The organism is Shewanella sp. (assembly GCF_047975355.1).
Lineage (GTDB): Bacteria > Pseudomonadota > Gammaproteobacteria > Enterobacterales > Shewanellaceae > Shewanella.
In genome coordinates this window covers 12,573-37,983 of record NZ_JBKEDJ010000034.1, presented here as the reverse complement: position 1 = coordinate 37,983, position 25,411 = coordinate 12,573, and the positions used below count along the sequence as shown (strand labels likewise).

Below are 25,411 nucleotides of genomic sequence, written 5' to 3'. Positions count from 1 at the left end.
AAAATACGCGGTTATTCCCTGTATTCATTCTTAAAGTTAGTAGCTAATTAATCCATGAAATCACATATCCAATCATTACTTGAACAAACTATCGAATCCTTTAAACAACAAGGTATTTTACCTGCGGATTTTGAGGCGCGAATTCAAGTAGATCGAACCAAGGATAAGAGCCATGGCGATCTGGCAACCAACTTAGCCATGATGCTAACTAAAGCGGCGGGTAAAAATCCCCGCGAATTGGCACAGCTGATCATCGACAACCTCCCCGCCTCAGCCTATGTGGCAAAAGTCGAAATCGCAGGCCCTGGTTTTATCAACTTCTTCATTGATGACAACGCGTTAGCGAACCAGTTACAGGCTGCAATTAGCGATAAGCATTTAGGGATTAAGCTACCAACGCCACAAACTATCGTTGTGGACTACTCTTCACCTAACCTCGCCAAAGAGATGCACGTCGGCCATCTGCGTTCGACCATCATTGGTGATAGCGTGGTGCGTACCCTCGAGTTTTTAGGCCACAAAGTGATCCGCCAAAACCACGTAGGCGACTGGGGTACCCAGTTTGGTATGCTGCTGGCTTACATGGAAGAATTGCGCGCGCAAAATGGCGAACAAGCTCAATTAGAATTATCGGATCTCGAAACCTTCTACCGTGCCGCCAAACTGCGTTTTGACGAATCCGCCGAGTTCGCGACTCGTGCCCGTCAGCTCGTGGTTGAACTGCAATCTGGTGACGAATACTGCAACAAACTGTGGCGTGAATTTAACGATATTTCCCTAAGCCATTGCCACGAAGTGTACGAGCGTTTAGGGGTGAGCTTAACCCGCGCCGACGTGCACGGTGAAAGCGCCTATAACGCCGATTTAGAACAAGTGGTAAAAGACTTAGACGCCCAAGGTTTACTGACCCAAAGCAATGGCGCCAAAGTGGTCTTCCAAGAAGAATTCCGTAATAAAGAAGGCGAAGCACTGCCTGTTATCATTCAAAAAGCCGATGGTGGTTACCTCTATGCCACTACCGATTTAGCCGCCATGCGTTACCGTTCAAGCGTGCTAAAAGCCGACCGCGTGCTGTACTTTGTCGATTTACGCCAAGCGCTACACTTCCAACAAGTGTTTAGCCTTGCCAAGCTGGCCAAGTTTGTCCGTAATGATATGTCACTGGAACACTTAGGCTTCGGCACTATGAATGGTGAAGACGGTCGCCCGTTCAAGACCCGTACCGGTGGCGTCGTGAAACTGGTCGATCTGCTGGATGAAGCTAATACCCGTGCACTTGAGCTGGTTCGCAGCAAAAATCCTGATATGGATGAAGCGACTCTGGCTGAAATCGCCCGTGTTGTGGGCATCAGCGCAGTCAAATACGCCGATCTGTCGAAAAACCGTACCAGCGATTACATCTTCAGCTTCGAGCAAATGCTGAGCTTTGAAGGCAATACCGCGCCTTACCTGCTATACGCCTACACCCGCGTTGCTGGAATCTTCAAGCGTGCAACCGATATTGACTTAAGCCAAGCGAAGATCGTACTCGAGCACGAAAAAGAGAAAGACTTAGGTAACAAACTGGCGCAGTTTGGTGAAATCCTAAGCCGGGTGATCGACAAGGGCCAACCACATGTACTTTGTGGTTATCTCTATGAATTAGCAGGGGCTTTCTCTAGCTTCTATGAAGCCTGCCCAGTGCTTGCCGCCGATAATGACGAGCAAAAGCATAGCCGTTTACTGCTGTCACAACTGACGGCCAACACACTGCAAAAAGGCCTAAATCTACTAGGTATCGAAACCCTAGAACGGATGTAAGCCATGAGCAATCGTGACTATGCCAACAGAAGACCGCAAGCGGGCGCGAAACAGCGCCCTATGCGCGCAACACGAGCGAGACCCGCGGCTAAAAAGGCTGCGCCTCGCCGTAAGCTCCCGATCCCATTGATCCTGTTTGCCTTTATTGCCGTCGGTGGTTTTGGCTATTTTCTGTTTAGCATTAAAGATACTGCCAAGCAGGAAGCGCCTGTCGAGGTGAAAACCGAGAAGCTGACCAAGGCAAAAGAACCGGCAACGATTCTGACGCCTAAGGTGAAAGAGGCCGAGCGCCAAGCCGTGGTCGTGACTGCGCCCGAGGAAGAAAAGCCCGTCGTTGAAGCGCCGAAGAAAGATCCTAACGCCTTGCCACCCAAGCCCAAGGAAGAATGGACCTATCTGGACGAGCTTGAGAATAAAAACGTCGAAGTGGATATTCCCGATGTCGTGGCCACGCGCACACCACAGCAATATCAATTACAGTGCGCCTCATTCCGTCAGGAGTCTCAGGCGAACCAGATGAAGGCTGTGATTGCGTTCCAAGGACTAGAGGCGCAGGTCAGACAAATTGAAGGCACCTCTGGCACTTGGTACAAGGTTATCCTCGGCCCCTACGAACGTAGACGCGATGCCGAGCGTAAGCGCCACACCCTACAAAATGCAGGGATCAATGGCTGCCAACTCCTAGCCATTCCTAAGTAACCCTACTCGTAAAACGAGTCTTAATATTGCGGCGCGTGAGCCATCACTCGCCGCGATTTTTTATTTTCTCCCCTGCCACTCTAAATCGAAAATAGCCCTCTTTCACCTCGTTTCAAACATTGAGACATGTCACACTTTCATTTTATCAAATTTATAACAATCTATTTTTAAAAGGAAAATTTGTTTATTAAGAAAGATTAATATGGTGTTTAATTGACCTAGATCAAACTTAGGCGTATCTCTTAGGTAACAGCAAAACCTGTTGTCTACTCATCAAAAATCCAACCTCAGGGTGAAGTATTATGAATGCATTAATCGAGATTGAAGCCTCTGAATTCAGCCAACTGTTCAAAAGCGGTGACGCTTTAAGCATCCGGATGTATATGGAGCATGTGCACATGCCTTTAGATGTTCAGGATAAGATTTACAACGAGATTTCGGCCTTAGCTGTGCTCGAACAAGACACGATTGCACGTCTTATCGAAACCCATTCCCACTCTGAAATTTCCGAGCGCTTGGCCTATTAATAACGGCTGAAGATGATGCGACACGCCAATGGATGGCTTCATTGAGTCCCCCATTCACCGCGCCAATTAAACCAATATTTTATAACCAGTCTCTTTATCTTAAATCCCATGCTAAACCGCAAAAAATAAGGCCAAATATCACTATTTGGCCTTAGGTTTATGGGTGCTTAAGCTTATGAATATTTAAGCCGCTGCATAGTTTATGCGCCTTAATCTTTCTCTTTTAAGCCTATGCTATTCATCCAGTAATCGAAATCGACCATATTACCTGGCAGCACCACACGGCTGGACTTCTGACTTAAGCCATCGAGCTGCTTAAAATACTGCTCACCGAGTTGCATCCGCAGTGCGTTATGACCACCTGGCGCGGCAATCACCGCCGCTAAACGCTCAATCGATTCCGCAGTGGCTCGCGACAGGGTTAAAATCTCCTCCGCTTTACCTTCGGCCTCGTTGATACGGCGCTGCATTTCACCCTCAGAACGGTTTACGGTTTCCGCTTTAATACCTTCTGAGCGATTGATCTTACTCTGCTTATCACCTTCACTCTTTGCTAGTAATGCACGGCGCTCACGCTCGGCATTCACTTGCATTTCCATGGCATTTTTCACTGTCTCGGGCGGCGTGATGTTCTTAATTTCATAGCGGTGCACGCGAATACCCCACATGGCGCCCGCTTGGTCGAGCACTTCCACTACCTTAGCCGAAATCACATCCCTCTCTTCGAAGGTGCGATCGAGATCTAAGGTGCCGATCACTGAACGCGTAGTGGTCTGCGCCAATTGAATTGCCGCATAGCGATAGTCTGTGATGCCATAGCTGGCCTTTACAGGGTCGATAACAGAGATATAAATCACCCCATCGACTTCCACATTCACTTCGTCGCTCGAGAAGCACTCCTGCGGTGGTACGTCGATAGTTTCCTCTTTTAAGTCATGGATATAAGCCACTTTATCAACAAAAGGAATTAAGGTGTGGAAACCCGCATCTAAAGTCGAGTGGTACTTGCCTAAACGCTCAACAATATAAGCCGATTTAGTTGGGACTAAGCGGATGGATTGGAACAACTTAATCACGAATATTGCGAAAATCAGTCCCCAAATGACCATTACCGCGACATCAGTATTCAATGGGATTTGCATTAGCGTGCTCCTTTGCTAGTTGCATTATGGCCACCTACTGTTTGGGTGACTTGTTCCATTCCCTCGAAGAAACCTTCGAGTTTTGCCATTTCAGCAGGGACAACCGAGACTTGCGCATCGTTGAGGATCTTACCGACCTGAGCAATAAACTGCTCTTTTAACAGCATATTCATCGCATCGTTACCGCCATTGACCGCTAGCGCTTGGGAAATCATCGCCATGCCTTCTGACTTGGCCTTAGCGATAATGGCTATCTCTTGGCCCGTACCTTTAGCTTCATTGATACGCTTCTGTTTTTGGCCTTCAGAAATGTTAATCGCCTCTTGGCGCTCACCCTCTGACATATTGATCATCGCGGCCTTTTCGGCATTGGCCAAGGTGATTTCGGCGCGCTTACGACGCTCGGCTTCCATTTGTTTTTCAAGGGTATGGATCACATGGCGCGATGGTGTGATATTGCGGATCTCATAACGTAACACTTTGATCCCCCAAGGCTCAGACGCTTTATCAATCTCGCGCACTATGGATTCGTTTAAGCGATCACGCTCGGAAAAGGTCTCACTGAGGGTGAGCTTACCGATTTCAGAACGCATGGTCGTCTGCGCAAGATTCACAGCGGCTTTACGATAGTTTTCAATACCATAACTTGCTAATTTTCCGTCCATGACCTTGAGATACACTAAGCCGTCCACTTCAAGCTGGGTGTTATCCTTTGAGATACAGCTTTGTGGCGGCACGTCGAGTACTTGCTCACGGGTATCGTGTTTATATGCGACGCGGTCGAAAAATGGAATTAAGAAATGGAATCCCGGTTGCAGTACAGTGCGAAATTTCCCTAAACGCTCAATGACATGCACCTCACGCATCGGCACTATCAGCATCAGTTTATAGAGAATAAACAAGACAAATAAAATGACTAAGGTAAACACAAACATAGACTCATCCTTTAGTTTTGAGACGTTGCCTGATCAACAGGCTCAACCACTAGGGCAATGTTTTCACGGCAGATAATCCTGACCTCAGTGCCCACAGCAATAATACTACCATCCCCCAATGCGGGCCATTCGCTCCCCTGGAACTCGACTCTTCCTGTCGTTTGTCCTGGACCTATGGTTTTTTTAACACGGGCGATTTGATTGTAGATATCAAGTTCTTCATCGGTGTTATCCACATGGGAATCTCCACCAACCAATTTTTGAGTGACTTGCCGAAAGGCGAGTAATAAGACGATGGCGGAAATAAACCACAGTGTCAGACTCTGAACCCATCCTTCCACTAGACCAATCCCTAAGGCGCCAGCTACCACTAAACAGGCGGCACCGAGTAGCACGACAATACCTCCTGGTATCACCAGCTCGGCTAACATCAAGATAATCCCGATAATAGACCAGACTAAAATCAGATTCGAAAACTCCATATTCCCCCCTGAAATGAGAGCATCCTATGCAGCACTATAACAGCAGAGTGATAGATATGCGACATAATATGTCATAAATTTATACGCCGATTTAAAGAACACAGCAAGACAATTAACTTGGGATAGTGAGAGAGTAAGTCTACTCGCGACCAAAAGCTGACTTGAGTTGTTCTAAAATTAAGCACAATCAATTCAAAAAGTTAGCTCAAAATATCATCAAAAATGTATCAACATATAAAATAACCACTAAAAATCAATAGATTAAACAACTAAAAGTCCACAATTTGATTATGTGATTTTCACAACAACATTCGATAAAAAACTTTGAATAATTGTAAATTTTTGCATATATTGCCCGCACTTTTTACCTTGCCCTCAGCCAGCACCAATGTAAGCCGCTTCTGCTAAGCCGTTTGCGGGTTCTGCCTTACGAGCAGGAACTGAGTACAACCTTATTTAGCCTCTACCCCTACAACAGGAAATAACAATGAAAAAGACATGCCTATGTCTAGCATTAATGCTTTCACCTCAAGCATTTGCTGGTGACTTAGTACAGTGGTGGGATTTCAGTGCAACCGCCCTTTATGGCGAAGACTACGACTTGGCTCCTTCGGACAAGCAAACGACAGTCACACTCGAAACCGCTGGTGCATGGAAATACGGTGATTGGTTTGCCTTCCAAGATTTTATCTACTTTAAAGGCAACCACACGGGCATGGATAGCACCACCTACGGAGAGATTTCACCTCGCTTTAGCGCGAGCAAAATCCTCGGCGAAAAGATTGCATTCGGCCCTATAACCGATCTTTCATTAGCCCTTACCTACGAAGAAGGTGAAGGCCCAGTACATAGCTTGCTCTATGGCTTAGGGGTTGATGTTGCAGTGCCTTACTTTACTTACCTTAACTTCAACACCTATCGTCGCGATGCGATGAGCTCAGGCAATATCAGTGATGGCTGGCAGTTCACCCCAGTCTTCAGAATCGATATTCCTGTGGGTTCTGCCAATATCGTTCTCGATGGCTTTATCGATTGGGTATTTGCGACTGATAACAGTGGCTATGAAGAAAACTTCCACTTCAACCCTCAGCTGAAATACGATTTGGGTAAGAGCCTATTTGGTGACCACAAAGCCAATAAACTACTTGTGGGTATCGAGTACGATCTGTGGACCAATAAATACGGTGTGAAAGGTGTCGACCAAGACACGTATTCTGTGATTGCTCAGTACCACTTCTAATCTGAGTGATACGTAGTCGCCTCAGTGGTGACGGAAAATAAAAAAGGTGCCTTGGGCACCTTTTTTATTATTACGCACACTACACTCGCTTTGCAGGGGAGTGTTTCAGCAAATTAAGCCAGTAGCTTCTTAGCCGCAGCGACAACGATAGAAACCGCACTGACTTCAGTTTGTTTCATTGTGGCTTCGTTCGGGATTTCCTGTTGAGTGCGGTTTACGATAACGCCGGCCACACAGGCAGCACGCCAACCTTGAGTCGCACACATAGTGAATAGAGTCGCTGATTCCATTTCATAGTTCAGCACGCCCATATCCTGCCACTCTTTCATTGAGCCAGCAAAACGACGCGTCACACGACCAGTCACAGTGTCATAACGCTCTTGACCTGGGTAGAAAGTATCTGAAGACGCGGTAACACCGATATGAGGTTCTACGCCCGCATCACGGCACGCAGCAACCATAGCAGTGGTACATTCGAAGTTAGCAACCGCAGGGAACTCCATAGGTGCAAAATGTAAACTCGCGCCATCTAAACGCACTGACGCTTGAGTTACAATCACATCGCCCACATTCACATGGGGTTGAATCGCACCCGTAGTACCGACACGCAGGAAGGTATTCACGCCTAATTGCGCTAACTCTTCAACAGCAATAGAAGTTGATGGACCACCAATACCGGTTGAGCAAATCACCACAGGCTTACCGTCAGCATAGGCTAAGTAGCTCGTGTACTCGCGGTGGCTTGCGAGGAATGTGGCATTATCCATTAACTCGGCAATACGTTTTACACGCTCTGGATCGCCAGGCACAATCGCCAAAGTGGCACCATCGAGCATCGCTTTGGTCAAACCTAAGTGAAATACATCAGCCATCGTGAAAACCCCTTTCATTTTTGATAATAAAATTCTTATTGAATCGACTTTAACCTAGTATCGAAGCGGTGAAGGTTAACTTGATCACAGAATTATCGGCAAGAAGAATTGTTCATCCGTAATGAAATTACCAAATCTATTACAGCTTGATCACAAAGATAGCAAATCTGTGATGTTTCTGTCGGCACCCGTCAATTAGGTAAAATTAAGTGTGAGCCAGATCTGACTCAGTCGCCACACTGAGCAATATAAAATATATAGGTTATTGATTTATAGCCAGTTTGCTGAAATCAACCTTTAGTATTAATCTGTAGAAGGACAAATATTGATCCAAATCACGTTTCATCATTGTGCCTAAGGTTAGGGTTAAGACGAGACCAAAGCACGATAAAAGACGACAAGGAGAACGCCAATGTTTCCAGAATATCGAGAGCTAATTACCACCTTAAAGACTCAAGATGCTCATTTCCAACGTAAATTCGACGAGCACAATCAATTAGATGAGGAAATCAAACAACTGGAAAAACGCGTCGGTAGTGATTTCAATCCCGCGGTGAAAGAACTTAAGAGCAAAAAGCTCCACTTAAAAGAAGAGATATATCAAATTCTTAAGTCCCACAGCTAAGCTGAAATCGCGGGAAAAAACGAAGGGCGCCTAAGCGCCCTTTTTGTTGCCATCTGGCACAGATTACAGGTAGTAATCCTTGAGTGGTGGGAAACCGTTAAAACACACCGCTGAATAAGTAGTTGTGTAAGCACCGGCGGTTAACCAGTACATGCGGTCTCCAATAGCTAAGTCATTCGGCAGGCCATAGCTGTAATGCTCGTACATGATGTCGGCGCTATCGCAAGTTGGGCCCGCGATAACACACTTCTCTAACTCACCTTGTTTATGGGTGAAGATGGGAAATTTAATCGCCTCATCCATGGTTTCGATCAAACCTGAAAACTTACCCACATCGGTAAATACCCAACGCTCTAATGCGGTGTAAGATTTCTTACTGATAAGCACCACTTCAGAAACCAGCACCCCTGCGTTAGAGATCAGCGAGCGACCTGGCTCCAGAATGATCTGTGGCAAATCATCACCAAAATCTTCCTTCAGGAAGTGGGTGATTTGCTCTGCATACACACCGAGTTGATTGGTTTTGTCGATATAGTTGGCAGGGAAGCCGCCACCCATGTTGATCATCTTCAGGACGATGTTGTGCTCATCGCGCAAACGATCGAAGATGCTCTTCACTTTACCAATCGCCGAATCCCAAGCGCCGATATCACGTTGCTGTGACCCCACGTGGAATGAAATACCAAAGGGCTCTAAGCCTAATTCCTTCGCCAAGACTAACAGCTCATAAGCCATCTCATTTTGGCAGCCAAATTTGCGTGACAATGGCCAATCTGCGGTGTCTGTGCCTTCGGTCAGGATACGCACATAGATGCGAGAACCAGGCGCTTCTTCGGCGATCATACGTAAGTCGGCTTCAGAATCCGATGCATACATACGCACACCACGCTCATAAAACGCACGCACATCTTGACGCTTTTTGATGGTATTGCCATAGCTAACACGATCAGGCGTTACGCCCACGTTAGTGACCATATCTAATTCATAAATCGAGGCAATATCAAAGTTTGACCCTTTATCTTTTAATAAGGTCAAGATCTCGGCCGCTGGGTTTGCCTTAACTGCATAATAAACATCGGCATAAGGAAAACTATTAACCATGTCATCGTATTGTTTCGCAATGATACTGGTATCAATCACTACGAACGGGGTCGCTTTATCTTTGGCAAACTCTTCGATACGTTTGAAGGTTTGAGCATCATAATAGTCAGCAACATCAATAGATTGAAATTGGCTCATTGGGCCAGAGTCTCCTTTGGGTCAAATGGTAAAAGATTCGCTATCTGTCTTAAAAACGTGCGCAGTAAACGCTATTTTTTTATTTAACGCAACGAATTTTTATGCTTAATAACTAACTTTTTATTCCGAGAAATTTTAAGCAGTAACAGACTTAAAAAAAGCATCGTTAAAACAGATAATTATGCACAAGAGCGCAACAGAGAATATTGACGTTTTTGAGGTAGGAAAAATGAATTTTTTACGACGTCAACCAAGCTTAATGTCGCTAAGGATTGACTGAGGGAAACGCTAAGTAAAATTTGACGACCGATTTAAGACTCCTGCGCCATCTTAACGAGTCAAATACCATATTTCTAAGCAGGATGAAATGAGCTGAGGGGTGAACACCCCTCAAGATTGACCACGAAGAAGACTTACTGCTGCTCGCTCAATTTCGTTAAGGCTTGGCTTAGGGCTTCACTCGAATCGAAGTAGGCGATGTCCTGAATATTGCGGTGATCCAGTAAAATCATCGTCGCCATATCTTTAGTATCGGGTAACAGGCGGCTGATCTCGCCCTCTCTGTCTAACCCAATGGCAAAAGGCAACTCCTGCATTTGCGGCACTGCGACAAATTTGGCGATCAACGATGGCATACCACTGATATCCGCCACATAGACTAAGTGTTGCGGAAACTTATCTCCGGTGAGTGGCGTGAGTGTTTCTTTAATGATATCGCCGCCTTTCATACTGCGGCTAAAGAGCACCACTTTGGTTTCGTCGGTCACACTGACCGCTTGCTCGTTTTGATCCTGCAATGAAATAGGATTGATGGCATCACCGGCAACATAACTCGCCGCAAGGACCATCATGGGAGTGAAAAGCAAGGGCAGGCACAATAACAGCTTTCTCATAAACACTTAACTCCATTTTTGATACAGGTAATAGCATACCCGAGTCTCGCAACTGGCTCATTTAATCCGCGCCATTACATGATACGCTTCACAATGCATGGTGAATACGCCTTTCAAAGCAATTGTGCGTTATACTAGGGCAGTTAAATTTATTGCAAGGATATCATGATGATAACACCGGGGCTCGATCAAGAATTGCAACAACTGCAGGGCGTCTACCAACTGATCACCGAATTTTTAATCAATTATAGTTTCCAATTAATCGGTGCGGCGCTGGTCTTTTTATTGGGCCTGTGGCTCGCCAGTAAAGTCTCGCGCTTGGTTGCCAAGCAGTGCGAAAAGCATCACATCGACATCACCCTCAGTAACTTTGTCAGCAATCTGATACGTATCCTGATCATCGTCATGGTGGCCATTATTGCCCTTGGCAAGATAGGGATTAGTGTTACGCCCATGGTGGCTGCCATCGGTGCAGCCTCCCTCGGTGCTGGTTTAGCCCTGCAGGGCATGCTGTCGAACTATGCCGCTGGGGTTACCATTATTGTGACTCGTCCCTTTGTGGTCGGAAACACCATCGAAATCAAAGGTGAAAGCGGTGTTGTGACGCGCATTAATTTGGGTATGACAATTTTAACCAACGAGGAAGGCGAGCAAATTAGCATTCCCAACAAACACATAGTCGGCGAGATCCTGCATAACTCCTTCAGTAATAAGCTGGTCGAAACCCAATTTAACCTGAGCTACAACAACGACCCAGAAGCGGCGATAACCTTAATCACTGAACTGTTGAGCCAAAATCCCAATGTCAGCCAGGACACTACGCCAAATATTGGTATCAACGGTTTTAATGCCATCGGCATTGAGATTGGTGTGCGTTACTGGGTACCAACCCAAAGTTACTTTCAGCATAAATATAAGATTAATCTAGCCATGTATAACGCCCTCAAGCAGGCCGGTATCGAGATGGCTTGCCCTGTGCGGGAAATTCATTTGCAAGAAAAGTAACCTCATCTACCGGGGCAATGGACTCGGCCATCCGCCCCGCTTCTCCCACTGTAAACTTGCATTTTTTGCGGGAACCACGTTTACTGTGCAGCCCAAATATCGATAGTGATGGAATACTATGTTGTTGATACTTATCATTATAGCCTTTGTCGTACTGTTTATTCTTTTTGCCAAATACCAAAAAAAGAAGATACAAGCCGAAGCGCTTGCCGCGGGAGAACCTTCGGCGCTGCTCAATCACGGACTCACATTAATCAATCAGGGCGAAGTCAATTCAGGCCTAGACTATATTCAGCAGGCCGTCGATAAGGACTTCGCCGTGGCCGCCATTGCCATGGCCGAGCTGTATTCGGGTCGATTCCCCCAAGTCCCCGCCGATCCTAAGGCATCTGAATATTGGTATCGAAAAGCCGCCGAGATCGATCCGCAATATTTACCCATGCTCACCCTGACTAGCTTGGTCGCCTCAGAGGCACAAACACCCGAGCAGTTACGCGAGCAGGTAGATCAACTCAAAGCCAGTGCAGAAGCGGGGCAAGTCGAGTTTCAATATGAGCTCGCTTATTTGTATCTCAGACAACCCTTTCTCGATCCCGATGCTAGCCAAGCCATTTATTGGTTCGAAAAGGCGGCCGCCCAAGGCAACCATGATGCCTATTACCACTTGGGGACTCTCTATTGGCACGATGAGCGTGTCACGTCGGACTATAGCAAAGCACGGGAATACTTTGAGAAAGCCGTCGCCGCTGGTGATGAACTCGCAAAAGATAACTTAGGCCATATGCTTGCCGCAGGCCAAGGCGGCCCTAAGGATCTCGTCCGTGCCGAAGCCCTACTCAGCGAATATGCCGCAGAAAATGATTTTCGCCAGTATTACCTAGGCAAACGTTTCCTTTATGGTGAAGATTTTGCCGTCGACTACGGCAAGGCCCGCCACTGGTTAGAAAAATCCTGCGCCGCTGACAATGTCTTTGCCAAGTTAGCGCTGGCACATCTTAAGCTACTCGACCCACAAACTGATAATGACTACCTGCAGGCAAGAACAGAATTCGAGACTTTGGCGTCCCAGTGGCAAGAAGAAGCCCTATTCGGCCTAGGTAAAATCTACGAAGAAGGCTTAGGCGTCTCGCGCCAACCGATTAAAGCCTTAATGTATTACCAACTGGCGGCCATGAGCCACATCAGTGACTATCAAAACGCATTTGAGAAGCTTAGTAAGCGCTTGGGCACCCTAGAGATCCGCGAAGCCAAAAACCTGTGTAATAACTTTCTGCATCAACACCCTATCCCCGATGAGCAGCAAGCTTATTACTACCTTAACCAAGCAGAAATCTACCGCAAAGGCGAGCATCCGAGCCGCGAAGCGCTACAAACCGCAGAAACTTGTTACCGCAAAGCCGCCGACTTGGGCAGTCAAAATGCCATGCAAGCCCTAGTTGAAATCAATCGCCATGAGTCGATCGATAAACCGGTTCAGGTATATATTTGGTCGAGCATACTGCTGCGCAATTTTGGCAAATACGGTATGAATAGCGATCAACTCCTGTATCAACAACAAGCCCTGCCGCGCTTAACGGAATCCGAGCTGTTGTATGCCCAGGACGAAATCGAGAAGATTGAAACCCAGCTAGCGCCTTATCTAGAAAAAGATAACTAGCGGTAAATTGAGCATAAGGTTTGCCCAATACTGATAGGTCAAACCTTTGTCTAACAAGCAAAGTTATATTTAAACGCTACACTCTATCAAGCAAGTTTTAGCATTGCCCACCGATATAGGTGATCATCCAAGGCTAACGATATGAGATTCATCCCGTTTATCTTCTTTGCCAGCTTACTTATCTCAAAGGTTCAGGCTGACACAGCCTCCCCAGTGTGGCAAGCCCATTGCCGTGATAGACATCCCGTAATCTATTTTGAAAATGGGCAATGTAAAGGCCCTGGTGCCTTTGTAATCAATCAGGTTATCAATCGCCTAGGGCATCAAATCAGCTGGAGTAATGTGCCATGGGCACGTACCATAAAAGTGGCAGAAACAGGACAAGTCGATCTCATTCCAATTCATTCGATGACATCTGAACGTAGCCAGTTTCTCCATCCTATGCTCCTTGGATATCATAAACGTTACGTGTATTACTATGCCCTATCCGCTTCTCCAATCCATGTCACCCATTTTGAGGAGTTAAAGCCTTATGTGATTGGAGCCATACGAGGCACCTTTTACAGTCATCAATTTAATAACCACAAATCACAACTCAAGGTCACATTTGTTAATAATCATCAGCAGTTAATAAACATGCTAAAGGCTGGACGTATTGATTTAGCAATAACCTCAGAGCTAAATGAAATGCACACATTTGCGGGAAACGCGCAATTTAAAGCAATGGATTATGCTGATATAAGTTTAAATGGCCGCTTCTTCAGCATCCCACTACAATCACCACTGCACAAATACGCTAAACAGGTTGAATTAATCGTTGATGATATGCGTAACTCGGGGGAAATCACTCAACTATTTGAGTCCTTTGGCGTCGACCCGCCTATCAATCAACATGATTTAGCCAAAACACCTAACTAAGAAGCCGTTATGGTCATCAGATGCGGCAGTAATGTTGCCAGCGCTTGCCCAGCAGTTTGATGAAATGGGTGGTGTAATTGTCCCTGAAAACCTTGTTGCTGCAGCAACTTTAAATAGCAAGCAATCCATCAAACTTAAACACCTTTAATCGAGTCAAATTATTCAGAGTTACTACTTTAGATATAGGGAGTTTTACAAAATGTTAACTCGATCACTGTCGATTCTTAGCCCTTTCTGGCCTTAAATCCTCCATGCTACACAAAACACTAATTTAGCTGCAAAAACAAACTGTTGTTTTTGCAAATGTAAATCCCTGTCAAAACCACTCCATCACCTATCAATTAGATTTTTATCAATGAATTTTTTATCAATTAGATTTTTTTAATGAAAGTGATACACCTCAAATAAACATCCCATCACTTTTGATAAATTTATTCACAAGGTGGAAGCAATAACCACATTCCACCAACAAAGTCATGCGAATGACAATTAAGAAAGGATGAGATGATGAAAACTTCAACTAAGATCGCAATCGCCGTCGCGCTAGTCAGTAGTCTTGGGCTTCAAGCCTACGCCGCCGATGGAGGCAATCCCAAAAAGGGAAAACACCTCTATAAAAAAGAATGTAAAGCCTGCCATAGCCAAGGTGGTGAAGGTGGCGAGCTAACCCCAATGAGCAAAACCATGAGCCAATGGGACCGCTTCTTCGACAAAGATAAGCACAAACTCAAACCTGAGGCATTCAACGGCCTCACCGAGCAAGACCTCAAAGATATACAGCAATTCCTGTATGACCATGCCGCCGACTCGGAGCAACCGCAAACCTGCGGCTAATCGCTGCTAAGCCTAAATCAAAGGGATAACCGCAGGCCTGCAACTGTCAGTTAACCCATTGATATAAAACCAAAGCCCAATAAGAGAAAAATGGGGAGCACACCTCAGGGCCTCCTGTTGGGTAAATTTGGCACCAGACCTTGAGTCGGTGCCAACGGAACACTCAGGGAGAAACCCTATGCGTACACCTACACTCATTTCGATATTGGTTGCTAATGCGCTGTTTATGTCTTGCCAAGCCTTTGCCGCGGCCAATGAAGTACAAGCGGACACCCAAAAAATGGCCGAGCTGAAACAACAACTGGCCGACATCACCGAGCAGCTCGATGAACTGAATAGCCGCGTCGATAAAACCGAGCGCCACACCTCGTTAGACCGGCTTGAAATCACTGGTGACTTTAGAACCAAGGCACACTCTCTACATTACCGCGACGTGGTTTGGAACCCAGCAATTAAGGTTAACTTCAATGATTTTGGCGCCAAAGCCATGTCAGGCTCCTTTGGGATGCCTAACGACCCTAACTCACCACTCGGACAGATGATGCAAGCCAATCCCGATCTGGCAGCCGCCTTCCAAAATGGCATGTTACAGGGTGTTATGCCCTACGTACTCGCACAGCAACATATCCAAGATATTGATAACGATATCTTTTACACCACTCGCCTGCGGTTAAACCTTAAGGCTAAGGTATGGGATAACGTCAGCTTTGCCGGTCGTCTGAGCATGTACAAAAACTGGGGCGACTCCACTGGCGTACAAGTGTTCGACTCTTGGCGGTCATTCACTATGGATGGCACCAGCAGCGGCAACACCAGTGGTGACTGGCTAAGGGTAGAACGCGCCTATTTCGACTGGAAAAAAATCAATGGCTCCGAGTTTTACCTCTCGATTGGTCGCCGCCCATCCACCTATGGCCCACCAAGCCACTACCGTGAAAACGAACTGCGTGGCGGCACGCCTTCAGGCCATTTAGTCAACTTTAACTTCGACGGTGCAACCTTAGGCTACAACCTAGGGGAAATCACCGGGGTAGAGGGGCAAGTGGTTCGCTTCTGTTACGGCCAAGGCTTTGAATCCCAATGGGGTAATGGCGAAATGTTTGGCGACATAGTCACCAAGGATACCCACCTCGGCGGCTTTAATATCGATGCCATCAATGACGGCACTAACTTCCTGCAATTTACCCTGTTTGGTGCCAAAGACATCAACGATGGCTTTAAAGGCACTATGGCCTTCCCAACTCAACTGGCGGGTATTTTTGCCCCCACCATGTACCAGGATATGCAAAAGTTTGACAACTTTAACTTTGTCACCCGAGTACAGCCTAGCGGCGTCATTGGTGATATGTACCTCGGCGGCATTGGTTTTGCGCGGGAGGAAGCTAACGATATCAAATGGTTTGCCTCACTGGGTTGGACACGTGCAGAGCCTAATGGTAATGCCGGCATGTTCGGCGGCATGTTATCCGATGCGGTGTTTGAAGCTGAGCTCAATAGCACTGGGACCGAAATCATCATGGTGCCGAAAACCAGCGATGATACCGAAACCAAAGATGGTTATGGCATCTATGTGGGTATCCAAATCCCTGCGCCATACGGCAAGTTTGGCTTGGAATATAACTACGGTTCTAAATATTGGACGCCCTTCACCCAAGCCCAAGATGACCCAATCGGTAGCAAGTTAGCCACCCGTGGCCATGTCGGCGAAGCCTATTACATCTTTGATATCAATCCAAAAATGTTTATCAAGTTGGCCGGACTCTACTACGACTACGAATACACAGGTAGCGGCACACCTGTTGGCGCACCACAAAAAATCGATGAAGTGTTAGCGGGCTCAGCCTATTCAATGCTGCCGGTAGTCGATAAGGCCTTCGATGTGAACGCCTCGCTAACCATTAACTTCTAACCTAAATGCCATTCAGCCCTCGGTACTGCCGAGGGCAGGAGTCCAGAATGAAAAAAATCATTGTTATTGCCTTAGCGGGTATGGCGTTGCAAGCGCAGGCTGCCAATCCCCATAAAGACGTTCTCAAAGGCCCCTTCGCCACAGGTTCAGAGGTCACGACTCAGTGTTTAACCTGCCACGAAGAACAAGCCACGGACATGATGAAAACCTCCCATTGGACATGGGAATTAGAACAAAAGCTCCCCGATAGAACCGTATTACGCGGTAAGAAAAACAGTATTAATAACTTCTGTGTGTCGATTTCCAGCAACGAGCCTCGCTGCACCAGCTGCCACGCAGGTTATGGTTGGAAGGACAGTAACTTTGATTTTAAAGACAAAACCAAAGTGGACTGCCTTGTCTGCCACGACACCACAGGCACCTATGTGAAAGACCCCGCCGGTGCAGGCGAACCCATGGCAAAACTCGATTTGGCGAAGATCGCGCAAAACGTGGGTGAACCCGTGCGGGATAACTGCGGTAGCTGCCACTTCTACGGTGGCGGTGGTGATGCAGTCAAACACGGGGATCTCGACTCCTCCATGGCCTATCCCGATAAAGCCACCGATGTGCACATGGATAGCGACGGCAATAACTTCCAATGCCAAAACTGCCATACCACTGAGAAACATCAAATTTCGGGAAATGCCATGGGGGTATCCCCAGGCGGTATTGACCATATAGGCTGTGAGAACTGCCACGAGAGCGCGCCGCACAGCAATAAAAAGCTCAATACCCATACCGCAACCGTGGCCTGCCAAACCTGCCATATTCCTTTCTTCGCTAAGAATGAACCCACCAAGATGCACTGGGATTGGTCAACTGCGGGTGATGATAAGCCTGAGACCGTAGACCAATATGGCAAACACACCTATCAGAAGAAGAAGGGTGACTTCGTGTGGGAGAAAATGGTCAAGCCCCAATACGCTTGGTACAACGGCACGGCAAACGCTTATATGGCGGGGGACAAAATGGACCCGAATGTCGTCACTAAACTGACCTACCCTACGGGCGACATTAACGATGCTAAAGCCAAGATTTATCCCTTTAAGGTGCATACCGGTAAGCAGATTTACGACAAAAAACTCAACATCTTTATCACCCCCAAAACCTATGGCAAGGGCGGATATTGGAGCGAGTTTGATTGGAATTTAGCAGCGAAACTGGGTATGGAAGCAAACACCACCATGACTGAAAAAGGCATCAAATACAGTGGTGAATATGACTTTGCCGCTACTGAAATGTGGTGGCGTATCAACCACATGGTATCACCGAAGGAACAAGCACTTAACTGTAATGACTGCCACAACAAAGGCACTCGTCTCGATTGGCAAGCCTTGGGCTATCAAGGCGACCCAATGAAAAACAAGCAAGGCCCTAAGCATAAACAACCATAAGCTGTTCCACTCGCTATCGCCTAACCGAACTTAAGGCATAGCGAGTATCGCTCCCCTGCAAACCTTTGAGAGCTTAGTTCCCTCTGGCTAAGCTCTCTTTTTTACCGTGGCATTTCCGCCAACAAAGACAAATCGCCACAGTCACAAATGAGCACTATCCCAGTTTGTCTCACCCTATAGGCGACAAAAGGACTTTGACTCTGTTTACAAGTAAAATTAACTGATTTTTATGGCATTTATTTTGCCTAATCAGGCAATGTTCAATTGTGGCAACCTCTATGACCGCGGGCAAAACCCCAACACAGCACCCGACTCAACCGCTCAACCGTTTACTCGGCGAAACCAGCGGCGCCTTCGCCGACCTAGGCACTTTTTTACCCTTAGTCTTGGGCTTAATTGCCCTAAACCAATTTTCGCCCCAAGGGATATTTTTAGGCTTTGGCTTATTCGCGATATTAAGCGCCTTATTTTATCGCCGCCCTATTCCCGTCCAACCCATGAAGGTCATCGCCGCCCTCGTCATCGCCCAAGGCTTAACGCCTGGGATGCTCCAAGCCAGCGCAATGCTGATGGGTATCATACTGTTAATCTTAGCGTTTAGTGGCGCCATCACTTGGCTTGCCAAGCAATTATCCCAAGCCGTGAGTGTAGGCATTCAACTCGCCATTGGCCTGCAATTAATGTGGATGGGCACCAAGATGATGAGCGATTTTTGGCTGCTCGGACTCGGCGCATTCACTCTGCTTTTTGTGAGTAAATTCTTACCCTTACGCTACCTTGCCATGCCACTCGTTATCGCAGCGGGTATGTTGTGGCAAGCCAACAGCCAAACCGAAATAACTAGCAGCCTGACGATTCCCGCTTTGAGCGCCTCACTGCATTTGGCTTGGCCGAGTCTTAATGAGTGGAGCTCGGCGGCGATTTTACTGGTGCTGCCACAGCTCGCCCTCACCTTAACCAATGCCGTCATTGCAACTTCAGCCATGGCGCAGGAAAAATTCCCCGAAGACGCCGCTAAACTCACGCCCAAAAACTTGGCCATTAGCTCTGGGCTTGCCAATTTGTTACTCGCGCCTTTTGGTGCGGCGGCCATGTGTCACGGTGCGGGAGGCCTCGCGGTGCAGTATCACTTTGGCGCGCGCACTCACCTCGCGCCATTAATCTTCGGTGGTACTTGTGTGGTTATTGCCCTGTTTTGGGATAGCCAAATTGCGTGGTTGCTCGGGCTTATTCCTGTGGCCATTCTCGGCAGTTTACTCTCCATCGGCGGATTGCAACTGGCGTGGTCAAAACGCCTGATCGATGGTAAGCCCTTCTGTATCTTTGTGATCCTCGCGACCGCTATGACTTGCCTTGCCATCAACGCCGCTGCGGGCTTGGCTGTCGGGATTATTCTCGAGCAGGGACGCCGCACTTGGGCCATGCTCGCTATGCGTTAGCCACATATATCTCTCCGATATCAAAAACCACAGCGCATTATGCGTATGCGCTGTGGTTTTAACCCTTAAAATGTTCTTGCAGGATTGGTGGGCGTATCCTTTTGTGCCAGCGCCCATTTAGCAATCGCATCCTTACGCATAAAACCCACTTTTGAGTGTTCTTTAGCGTATTGAATAAACTTGTCTAAGGCATTGGCAAGACTTGGCGTACCACCGATACGGTCGTGCACACTGATGGACATCATCCGCCGCTGCGATGCGCCTTCCTGATAGAGCATGTCGAATTCATCCTTAAGCTCCTGTAAGAAGGCGTCAGCCGTCATCGCAGTATTGCCACCAAAACGGCCTATATCATTGTTACGTAAGGTGTAAGGCACCACCGCAAACGGTTTCCCCTGCACTGGGATAATCGAAGGTTCATCCCTTGATAAATCATCAATATGATAGATAAAGCCCAAGTCCTGCAGGATAGTTAAAGTTTGGGTGCTATGGCGCATCCAAAACGCATTAAATCCTATGGGGCGCTGGCCGGTGATCTTTTCTAAGGTATTGATACTCTGGATATAAGAATCACGCTCCTGCGCTGGCGACATGCTGTATTGCGGCGTCCACGTCTGCCCATGGCCTGAAATCTCATGGCCTTCATCCGCCACTTGTTTTGCAAGTAATGGATGTAATTCGGCGGCGCGGCCCACCATATGGGATGTCACGTGAACATTGTGCTTACGCCATAAACGCAGCAAACGCGGTATCCCCTCATTCATCCCGTAGTCGTACCAACTGGGGGTAATAGTATCTGGATAACCCTGCTCCATTGGTGGAAACGGGCCTTCGGCGTTTTGATCCTGCGCGCCAGCCTCAAACTGCATGGATATAGAGATCACCAATTGCTCACCATTAGGCCAAAAACGGTTGTTCATACTGCCTCCTACCGAAGTTTTTGTTTGTTCATCGAGTGCCATTGTCCCCGATAATCCCATAGAGAAGGCTGACTGACTTAATCCTACACCCGCAATCAAGGCGCCACCCGCCTGTAAACTGGCCTTTAAAAATTGTCGACGCGGGTTCATGACTTAGCTCCCGTGGTTACGGCTTTTGAGGCCAGTTGGCTAAATAGCGTTTGATAATCCTCGAGGTGCCAGTTATCAGTGATAACACCATCACGAACTCGGTACATATCTACGGCGCGAAAATCAATTTTTTGCCCTTGTCCACGCTGTTCACCAAAGACACCGGTAAAATGGCCATTAAAGCGGAGGCGCACAACCGCACGGTCACCGACCACCAGCAGATGCTCGACGGATACCGAAAGATCGGGCACTGCCGCTCTAAAGGTTTTAGAGGCGTCTAGCGGCCCTGTAATCCCCTGTGCACGGCCTTCTGGCAGAGTGCGATCAATAAAACGGGTCGCTAATGCCCAGTGGGCAAATGTCGGGTCGCCGGTATCCCAAAAGCTAGCGTATAACAGGGCGGGCGGCGTGGGCAATGGTCTCAGATTGTGGCGAGCCATCACTGATCAGCTCCATTGCCATAACCTTAGGAGTGAGGGCCGTTTTGACATCAACACTGGCTTGGTTGAACCACCTTGAGCAGCAAAAACCGTCATACTATGGCTCGCAAGCGCAAAGCCTAAAATGGCTAAGCCGAGTAATCCTGAGCTCCATAAACCAACTTTTATCCAAGGCGCAACGGCGCAATAAGTACGATGTTGCATTATGCCACCTCATCATCGCTAGAGCGGATAACGGCTCGTAGCGCCGCTTGGTAGCTAGGATAATCCGTATATCCAGCCGCACTGCCGCCAAATAATGGCCCCTTATCGAAGGGCGATAGGGGTAATTGATTGGCTAATCGATAGGGCAAATCGGGGTTAGCGATAAAGGCGCGACCAAAGGCCACTAAGTCGGCATAACCTTTTTCAATAATCGCATTGGCACGCTCGACACAGTAACGACCCGCCACAATGATGCTGCCTTTAAACACTTTACGTAGCTCGATTCTGAAGGACTCTGGCACCTTGGGCGCATCATCCCAATCGGCTTCCGATAAGTGTAAATACGCCACACCCAAAGCCGATAAATGCTTAGCGGCTAACAGGATAGTATCGACTATCTCAGGGCAAGCCATATCCTTAAAGGTCACATAGGGTGCAAGGCGAACGCCTACTTTATCGGCACCAATCTTGGCACTTGCCGCTTCAACCACTTCCAATAAAAACCGAATACGTTTTTCGGGCGAGCCGCCATAGGCATCGGTTCTATGGTTAGAATTAGTCCGCAGGAATTGGTCGATGAGATAACCATTGCCACCATGGATTTCGATGCCATCGAAACCTGCGGCAATGGCACTTGCCCCCGCGTTGGCAAAGTCGGCCACTACGCGGTCAATATCCGCTTGGGTCATTTCCCTCGGCTCGGGGCAGTCCACCATTTGTCCCTCGGGATGCTGTTCATCGACAATCCACACTTTAGTGCCTACTGGAGTAATCGTCGAAGGCGCAATTGGCGCTGCCCCCTGCAGAAAAATCGGATGGGACACTCGGCCTACATGCCAGATTTGATTAAAGATTTTTCCACCCGCTTGATGCACCGCCGCAGTAACCTTTTTCCAGCCATCAATTTGCGCCTCGGTATAGACGCCGGGGGTGAAAGAGTAGCCTTGGCTGTCGTCCGAAATTTGGGTCGCTTCGGTGATAATCAGGCCTGCCGTAGCACGCTGGGCGTAATATTGCGCCATTAAGTCGTTGGGAATATTCCCAGGTTGTGTGGTACGCGCCCGTGTCATCGGTGCCATCACGATACGATTTTGCAGCGTCAGTGCCGCTGACTCATAGGCTGTAAATAAACTCATATGCACTCCGAACCATAAATGAAGTTTGAATATCTGAGTGCAATAGTGCATTAATTAATCTATATTGATAATCGGCCAAATATTTAAATCATTTTCAAAAATAATTTGATATGCACCATATAAACGATCTGCAACTCGCCCTGCGTATCGCGGCGCTCGAAAGCCTCTCCGCCGCCAGCAAAGAGGTTGGTATGACGCCCGCCGCCGCCAGCGCCGCCCTCCAACGGCTTGAAAAAAAGCTAGGCTGTCAGCTGTTTGCTCGCTCGACACGGCGATTGCAGCTCACCGAAGAAGGGCGAATATTTCTCGACGCCGCCAAGCCTGCACTCGCCTTACTCGAAACCGCCTCAGCCAATTTGGCCGAACATAGGGGCGAACTCAAAGGTGAAGTGCGTATTGCCCTGCCCTCGGATATTGGTCGCAGCTGGATCCGCGGTTGGTTAGATGAATTGATGGATAGCGCGCCAGATCTGTCGATCCAACTCTATTTTGGCGATCATATGGCGGATCTTATCGATCAAAATATCCATTTAGCCCTGCGCTATGGCCAGCTTGAGGATTCCAATCTAAAGCGGCGCCAGCTGTCAATGACCCCAAGAGTGCTGGTCGCCTCCCCCGCTTATCTTGCTCAACATGGTGAGCCGCAAACACTGAACGAACTGAGTCAGCACCAAGTGTTGATTTTAAATCGTGGCGGTGAACCGTGGCAGAAGTGGAAATTCAGCCACAATGGTGAAGCCGTAGAGATAGAAGTGAGAGGAAAACGCTTTTGTAACGACGGTGCCGTAGTACGCGATTGGGCTCTGGCGGGGCGAGGTATCGCCTATAAGAGCTGGCTCGATGTGGCGCAGGATGTCACCGAAGGCAGGCTAAAGCTAATCTTAGCCGATAAACTCGCGCCTGCGGTGCCACTGCAATTGGTCTACCTGCAAACCGACTACCCGAGCCATAAAATACGCCGCACCATTGAGTTTTTAGCCCAAAAGCTACTGCAATTTAGCCAAGAATACCCAGCACCTTAAGCGATAAATAAACAGATAAATAGGACTTCAGTAGCGACTGAAAATGAGCGATTAACAGCACTGCGGCGATCCATTCTAGCCCCGAGGTAATATGACAGTTACCACACAGCCCTGTTGCCAAGGTAGTTGTGCGTGTGCCGATTGTTGGCAATTTTCAATCTGAATACTGCCATGGTGACGGCTAACCACATCCTTACATATAGCCAAACCCAAACCGAGCCCCGCATCTTTGGTGGAGGCAAACGAGGCCATTAACTCGCTAGCCTGCCCTTGTAAACCTTCGCCATTATCTATGACGAATACCTTGATTTCACTGGAGTGGTAATAGATCTCAATCCTTAGTTGTCGCGCCCGGTTATCCTTGCAGGCCTCAAGTGCATCTAAGCTGTTTTTCATTAGGTTGACCCACATTTGACTTAAGCCAACAGTATCACCCATTAATTCAAAGGGATGGCCTTCAACGGCTACAATCACTTGTACGCCGGCTCGGTCTAGCTCACGGCGTAATAGGGCTAAAGCCTCTTTAACCACTAAGGTGACATTAAGCGGTTCGGCCTTGGACTGGCGGCGTTTGAGTAAGCCGCGAATGCGGTGCACAACCGCGCCCGCCCGTATCGATTGCGCGTTGATTTTACCTAAAATATCATAGAGTTCGGGATTGTCCTGCCCAAACCTTTCCAACTGTAACATGGCGCCTTCACTATATTGGGTGATAGCAGCTATGGGCTGATTCAACTCATGGGCCAGCCCCGCGCCAATCTCCCCTAGAATCGCCGCACTCTGCAACCGTTCTAATTGCAATGCTTTATCTTTTAACTGCCGCTCGGTGCTGACCAAAAACTCGCTCTTTTGACGGAATTTATATTCGAGCCACAGATGATAAATGGTCGACACGATAAAGATCAGCAGCAAAACCCCGCCCCACTCTTTATTTTTCTCCATCCATTTATAGACAGTTTGATACAAGGGCTGAGCTGCGCCTTGCAGCTGCAATTCTTTAAATAATTCAATCACCTTTAGCTGACTCACCGGAGCCGTCCAGCCTAAGGTATCGGCGGTAATGGCCGCCACATGGTCGGCGGGTAAATCAAACAAAGCACGGGTGATTTGCATGGTGAGTCGTGGAGAGACGGTATCCGCCGCCGCAAATGACCAGTTAGGATAAAGCTGGGTGCTGACCTCACAATCGTATCCGGGCGGATTGGTAGGGTGGATCACTCGATAATCCGCCTGATTGATAAGCCCGGTTTCGATCATTTCCTCTAAGGTGCAAAAAGGTGCAATGGCGGCATCGGCATTGCCGTCGCGCACTTGGTAGATCAGCGGTTCTAAAGGGAATCCAAGAAATCGTACCTGGCCAAAGAATTGCTCCGGCAGATAGCCCATCTTATGCAGTAATCCCATCGCCGCCTGATAGCCACCCAGCGCCTGCGGATCGCTGGCGACCACATTCTTGCCTCTCAAGTCCTGCAGACTGCGGATCGGGCTATCGGCACGCACAATGATGGTGGCACCTATGGTAAAAGTGCTGCCCTGATGCTTACGGCTCTTCATGGTCGCGAGCCAAGATAGCGGAAAGTTATTACTTAAGTGCAGATACTGGCCGGGGTTAGTCACAATAAACTGCAAGTCGTGGCTGAGTAACTGGCTACGCATACCATTAAAATCGACGGGCACCAATTCAAAACGGCTATTGGGGACTTTTTCGCTGAGGTAATCCATCATAGGTTGCCAGCGTTGTTTCGCCTGTAACACCCCGTGATTAGCCAATACCCCCACTCTAAATTCATTCACTGGGAGTTCTTCATCGGCATAGGTTAGATTGACCCCCATCAGGCTCAAGATGCACACCACCACCAGCGCCCTACACCAATCTCCCATTGCTAT

At 47.8% G+C, this 25,411-nt stretch carries 24 protein-coding genes; 13 read left to right on the top strand and 11 right to left on the bottom strand.

All coding sequences use genetic code 11. The features are described 5' to 3' along the window. Positions 1-54: 54 nt before the first annotated feature. From argS to ACK5NH_RS11330, 3 genes are all read left to right on the top strand, one after another. Entirely contained in the window at positions 55-1,800 is a 1,746-nt protein-coding gene (argS, locus tag ACK5NH_RS11340; protein ID WP_416920164.1) for an arginine--tRNA ligase, read from the top strand. A 3-nt stretch (positions 1,801-1,803) separates the two neighbouring features. Further along, the gene (locus ACK5NH_RS11335) at positions 1,804-2,499 is read left to right on the top strand and encodes an SPOR domain-containing protein (RefSeq protein WP_416920162.1); all 696 of its coding nucleotides are present in this window, start codon (positions 1,804-1,806) and stop codon (positions 2,497-2,499) included. 302 nt (positions 2,500-2,801) lie between these two features. Beyond that, the gene (locus tag ACK5NH_RS11330) at positions 2,802-3,026 is read left to right on the top strand and encodes a hypothetical protein (protein WP_011624229.1); all 225 of its coding nucleotides are present in this window, start codon (positions 2,802-2,804) and stop codon (positions 3,024-3,026) included. A gap of 209 nt (positions 3,027-3,235) precedes the next feature. Here the strand turns inward: ACK5NH_RS11330 and ACK5NH_RS11325 are convergent, their stop codons facing one another. From ACK5NH_RS11325 to ACK5NH_RS11315, 3 genes are read right to left on the bottom strand one after another with little or no spacing between them, the layout of a single operon-like run. After that, positions 3,236-4,168, bottom strand: a complete 933-nt coding sequence (locus ACK5NH_RS11325) for an SPFH domain-containing protein (RefSeq protein ID WP_416920160.1) — start codon at positions 4,166-4,168, stop codon at positions 3,236-3,238. Next, positions 4,168-5,103 (bottom strand): SPFH domain-containing protein, encoded by a 936-nt coding sequence (locus tag ACK5NH_RS11320; protein ID WP_279770366.1) that lies wholly within the window; start codon positions 5,101-5,103, stop codon positions 4,168-4,170. The genes ACK5NH_RS11325 and ACK5NH_RS11320 overlap by 1 nt, the downstream gene beginning before the upstream one ends. 11 nt (positions 5,104-5,114) lie before the next feature. After that, positions 5,115-5,585 (bottom strand): NfeD family protein, encoded by a 471-nt coding sequence (locus ACK5NH_RS11315; RefSeq protein ID WP_416920157.1) that lies wholly within the window; start codon positions 5,583-5,585, stop codon positions 5,115-5,117. Between the two features lie 487 nt (positions 5,586-6,072). Here ACK5NH_RS11315 and ACK5NH_RS11310 point away from each other — a divergent pair, with 487 nt between their 5' ends. Then, positions 6,073-6,825 (top strand): outer membrane protein OmpK, encoded by a 753-nt coding sequence (locus tag ACK5NH_RS11310; protein WP_416920155.1) that lies wholly within the window; start codon positions 6,073-6,075, stop codon positions 6,823-6,825. Positions 6,826-6,938: 113 nt separating this feature from the next. Here ACK5NH_RS11310 and udp read toward each other — a convergent pair whose 3' ends face one another. Continuing rightward, positions 6,939-7,697: a uridine phosphorylase gene (gene udp / locus ACK5NH_RS11305; RefSeq protein WP_011624236.1), complete on the bottom strand. Its 759-nt coding sequence runs from the start codon at positions 7,695-7,697 to the stop codon at positions 6,939-6,941. Positions 7,698-8,109: 412 nt separating this feature from the next. Between udp and ACK5NH_RS11300 the strand changes: the two genes are divergently transcribed. Beyond that, positions 8,110-8,322, top strand: coding sequence for a YdcH family protein (locus ACK5NH_RS11300; protein WP_416920154.1), 213 nt, complete (start codon positions 8,110-8,112; stop codon positions 8,320-8,322). Positions 8,323-8,385: 63 nt separating this feature from the next. On the opposite strand, the gene ACK5NH_RS11295 is transcribed toward ACK5NH_RS11300, so the two are convergent. Together ACK5NH_RS11295 and ACK5NH_RS11290 are read right to left on the bottom strand one after the other, a co-directional pair. Continuing rightward, on the bottom strand, positions 8,386-9,561 hold the full coding sequence (locus tag ACK5NH_RS11295; RefSeq protein WP_416920153.1) for a type III PLP-dependent enzyme: 1,176 nt from the start codon (positions 9,559-9,561) through the stop codon (positions 8,386-8,388). Between the two features lie 413 nt (positions 9,562-9,974). Beyond that, entirely contained in the window at positions 9,975-10,454 is a 480-nt protein-coding gene (locus ACK5NH_RS11290; RefSeq protein WP_416920152.1) for a hypothetical protein, read from the bottom strand. Positions 10,455-10,622: 168 nt separating this feature from the next. Here ACK5NH_RS11290 and ACK5NH_RS11285 point away from each other — a divergent pair, with 168 nt between their 5' ends. The 7 genes from ACK5NH_RS11285 to ACK5NH_RS11255 all read left to right on the top strand — a co-directional run bounded on the left by ACK5NH_RS11285 (position 10,623) and on the right by ACK5NH_RS11255 (position 19,652). Next, entirely contained in the window at positions 10,623-11,459 is an 837-nt protein-coding gene (locus ACK5NH_RS11285; protein WP_416920151.1) for a mechanosensitive ion channel family protein, read from the top strand. Positions 11,460-11,577: 118 nt separating this feature from the next. After that, positions 11,578-13,116: a tetratricopeptide repeat protein gene (locus tag ACK5NH_RS11280; RefSeq protein WP_416920150.1), complete on the top strand. Its 1,539-nt coding sequence runs from the start codon at positions 11,578-11,580 to the stop codon at positions 13,114-13,116. A gap of 141 nt (positions 13,117-13,257) precedes the next feature. Continuing rightward, a complete protein-coding gene (locus ACK5NH_RS11275) occupies positions 13,258-14,034 on the top strand; it encodes a substrate-binding periplasmic protein (protein WP_416920149.1) in 777 nt (258 codons plus the stop codon). A gap of 504 nt (positions 14,035-14,538) precedes the next feature. After that, entirely contained in the window at positions 14,539-14,868 is a 330-nt protein-coding gene (locus ACK5NH_RS11270; protein WP_416920148.1) for a c-type cytochrome, read from the top strand. A 178-nt stretch (positions 14,869-15,046) separates the two neighbouring features. Further along, positions 15,047-16,777, top strand: coding sequence for a DUF3373 domain-containing protein (locus ACK5NH_RS11265; protein ID WP_416920147.1), 1,731 nt, complete (start codon positions 15,047-15,049; stop codon positions 16,775-16,777). 47 nt (positions 16,778-16,824) lie between these two features. Continuing rightward, a complete protein-coding gene (locus ACK5NH_RS11260) occupies positions 16,825-18,213 on the top strand; it encodes a tetrathionate reductase family octaheme c-type cytochrome (protein ID WP_416920146.1) in 1,389 nt (462 codons plus the stop codon). A gap of 278 nt (positions 18,214-18,491) precedes the next feature. Continuing rightward, on the top strand, positions 18,492-19,652 hold the full coding sequence (locus ACK5NH_RS11255) for a putative sulfate/molybdate transporter (protein ID WP_416920195.1): 1,161 nt from the start codon (positions 18,492-18,494) through the stop codon (positions 19,650-19,652). Positions 19,653-19,717: 65 nt separating this feature from the next. On the opposite strand, the gene ACK5NH_RS11250 is transcribed toward ACK5NH_RS11255, so the two are convergent. From ACK5NH_RS11250 to ACK5NH_RS11235, 4 genes are read right to left on the bottom strand one after another with little or no spacing between them, the layout of a single operon-like run. After that, on the bottom strand, positions 19,718-20,722 hold the full coding sequence (locus tag ACK5NH_RS11250; protein WP_416920145.1) for a polysaccharide deacetylase family protein: 1,005 nt from the start codon (positions 20,720-20,722) through the stop codon (positions 19,718-19,720). Continuing rightward, positions 20,719-21,162, bottom strand: coding sequence for an ester cyclase (locus ACK5NH_RS11245; RefSeq protein ID WP_416920144.1), 444 nt, complete (start codon positions 21,160-21,162; stop codon positions 20,719-20,721). The genes ACK5NH_RS11250 and ACK5NH_RS11245 overlap by 4 nt, the downstream gene beginning before the upstream one ends. A gap of 6 nt (positions 21,163-21,168) precedes the next feature. After that, positions 21,169-21,366, bottom strand: coding sequence for a hypothetical protein (locus tag ACK5NH_RS11240; protein ID WP_416920143.1), 198 nt, complete (start codon positions 21,364-21,366; stop codon positions 21,169-21,171). Beyond that, entirely contained in the window at positions 21,366-22,502 is a 1,137-nt protein-coding gene (locus ACK5NH_RS11235) for an alkene reductase (protein ID WP_416920142.1), read from the bottom strand. Before ACK5NH_RS11235 ends, ACK5NH_RS11240 begins: the two co-directional genes overlap by 1 nt. 110 nt (positions 22,503-22,612) lie before the next feature. Here ACK5NH_RS11235 and ACK5NH_RS11230 point away from each other — a divergent pair, with 110 nt between their 5' ends. Continuing rightward, the gene (locus ACK5NH_RS11230) at positions 22,613-23,524 is read left to right on the top strand and encodes a LysR family transcriptional regulator (protein ID WP_416920141.1); all 912 of its coding nucleotides are present in this window, start codon (positions 22,613-22,615) and stop codon (positions 23,522-23,524) included. A 75-nt stretch (positions 23,525-23,599) separates the two neighbouring features. On the opposite strand, the gene ACK5NH_RS11225 is transcribed toward ACK5NH_RS11230, so the two are convergent. Next, the gene (locus ACK5NH_RS11225; RefSeq protein WP_416920140.1) at positions 23,600-25,405 is read right to left on the bottom strand and encodes a sensor histidine kinase; all 1,806 of its coding nucleotides are present in this window, start codon (positions 25,403-25,405) and stop codon (positions 23,600-23,602) included. Positions 25,406-25,411: the final 6 nt, after the last annotated feature.

Bases quoted from the DNA above. Each gene is read 5' to 3' on its own strand.
- argS (WP_416920164.1), top strand. From the start codon at position 55: ATGAAATCACATATCCAATCATTACTTGAACAAACTATCGAATCCTTT.
- ACK5NH_RS11335 (WP_416920162.1), top strand. From the start codon at position 1,804: ATGAGCAATCGTGACTATGCCAACAGAAGACCGCAAGCGGGCGCGAAA.
- ACK5NH_RS11330 (WP_011624229.1), top strand. From the start codon at position 2,802: ATGAATGCATTAATCGAGATTGAAGCCTCTGAATTCAGCCAACTGTTC.
- ACK5NH_RS11325 (WP_416920160.1), bottom strand. From the start codon at position 4,168: ATGCAAATCCCATTGAATACTGATGTCGCGGTAATGGTCATTTGGGGA.
- ACK5NH_RS11320 (WP_279770366.1), bottom strand. From the start codon at position 5,103: ATGTTTGTGTTTACCTTAGTCATTTTATTTGTCTTGTTTATTCTCTAT.
- ACK5NH_RS11315 (WP_416920157.1), bottom strand. From the start codon at position 5,585: ATGGAGTTTTCGAATCTGATTTTAGTCTGGTCTATTATCGGGATTATC.
- ACK5NH_RS11310 (WP_416920155.1), top strand. From the start codon at position 6,073: ATGAAAAAGACATGCCTATGTCTAGCATTAATGCTTTCACCTCAAGCA.
- udp (WP_011624236.1), bottom strand. From the start codon at position 7,697: ATGGCTGATGTATTTCACTTAGGTTTGACCAAAGCGATGCTCGATGGT.
- ACK5NH_RS11300 (WP_416920154.1), top strand. From the start codon at position 8,110: ATGTTTCCAGAATATCGAGAGCTAATTACCACCTTAAAGACTCAAGAT.
- ACK5NH_RS11295 (WP_416920153.1), bottom strand. From the start codon at position 9,561: ATGAGCCAATTTCAATCTATTGATGTTGCTGACTATTATGATGCTCAA.
- ACK5NH_RS11290 (WP_416920152.1), bottom strand. From the start codon at position 10,454: ATGAGAAAGCTGTTATTGTGCCTGCCCTTGCTTTTCACTCCCATGATG.
- ACK5NH_RS11285 (WP_416920151.1), top strand. From the start codon at position 10,623: ATGATAACACCGGGGCTCGATCAAGAATTGCAACAACTGCAGGGCGTC.
- ACK5NH_RS11280 (WP_416920150.1), top strand. From the start codon at position 11,578: ATGTTGTTGATACTTATCATTATAGCCTTTGTCGTACTGTTTATTCTT.
- ACK5NH_RS11275 (WP_416920149.1), top strand. From the start codon at position 13,258: ATGAGATTCATCCCGTTTATCTTCTTTGCCAGCTTACTTATCTCAAAG.
- ACK5NH_RS11270 (WP_416920148.1), top strand. From the start codon at position 14,539: ATGATGAAAACTTCAACTAAGATCGCAATCGCCGTCGCGCTAGTCAGT.
- ACK5NH_RS11265 (WP_416920147.1), top strand. From the start codon at position 15,047: ATGCGTACACCTACACTCATTTCGATATTGGTTGCTAATGCGCTGTTT.
- ACK5NH_RS11260 (WP_416920146.1), top strand. From the start codon at position 16,825: ATGAAAAAAATCATTGTTATTGCCTTAGCGGGTATGGCGTTGCAAGCG.
- ACK5NH_RS11255 (WP_416920195.1), top strand. From the start codon at position 18,492: ATGACCGCGGGCAAAACCCCAACACAGCACCCGACTCAACCGCTCAAC.
- ACK5NH_RS11250 (WP_416920145.1), bottom strand. From the start codon at position 20,722: ATGAACCCGCGTCGACAATTTTTAAAGGCCAGTTTACAGGCGGGTGGC.
- ACK5NH_RS11245 (WP_416920144.1), bottom strand. From the start codon at position 21,162: ATGGCTCGCCACAATCTGAGACCATTGCCCACGCCGCCCGCCCTGTTA.
- ACK5NH_RS11240 (WP_416920143.1), bottom strand. From the start codon at position 21,366: ATGCAACATCGTACTTATTGCGCCGTTGCGCCTTGGATAAAAGTTGGT.
- ACK5NH_RS11235 (WP_416920142.1), bottom strand. From the start codon at position 22,502: ATGAGTTTATTTACAGCCTATGAGTCAGCGGCACTGACGCTGCAAAAT.
- ACK5NH_RS11230 (WP_416920141.1), top strand. From the start codon at position 22,613: ATGCACCATATAAACGATCTGCAACTCGCCCTGCGTATCGCGGCGCTC.
- ACK5NH_RS11225 (WP_416920140.1), bottom strand. From the start codon at position 25,405: ATGGGAGATTGGTGTAGGGCGCTGGTGGTGGTGTGCATCTTGAGCCTG.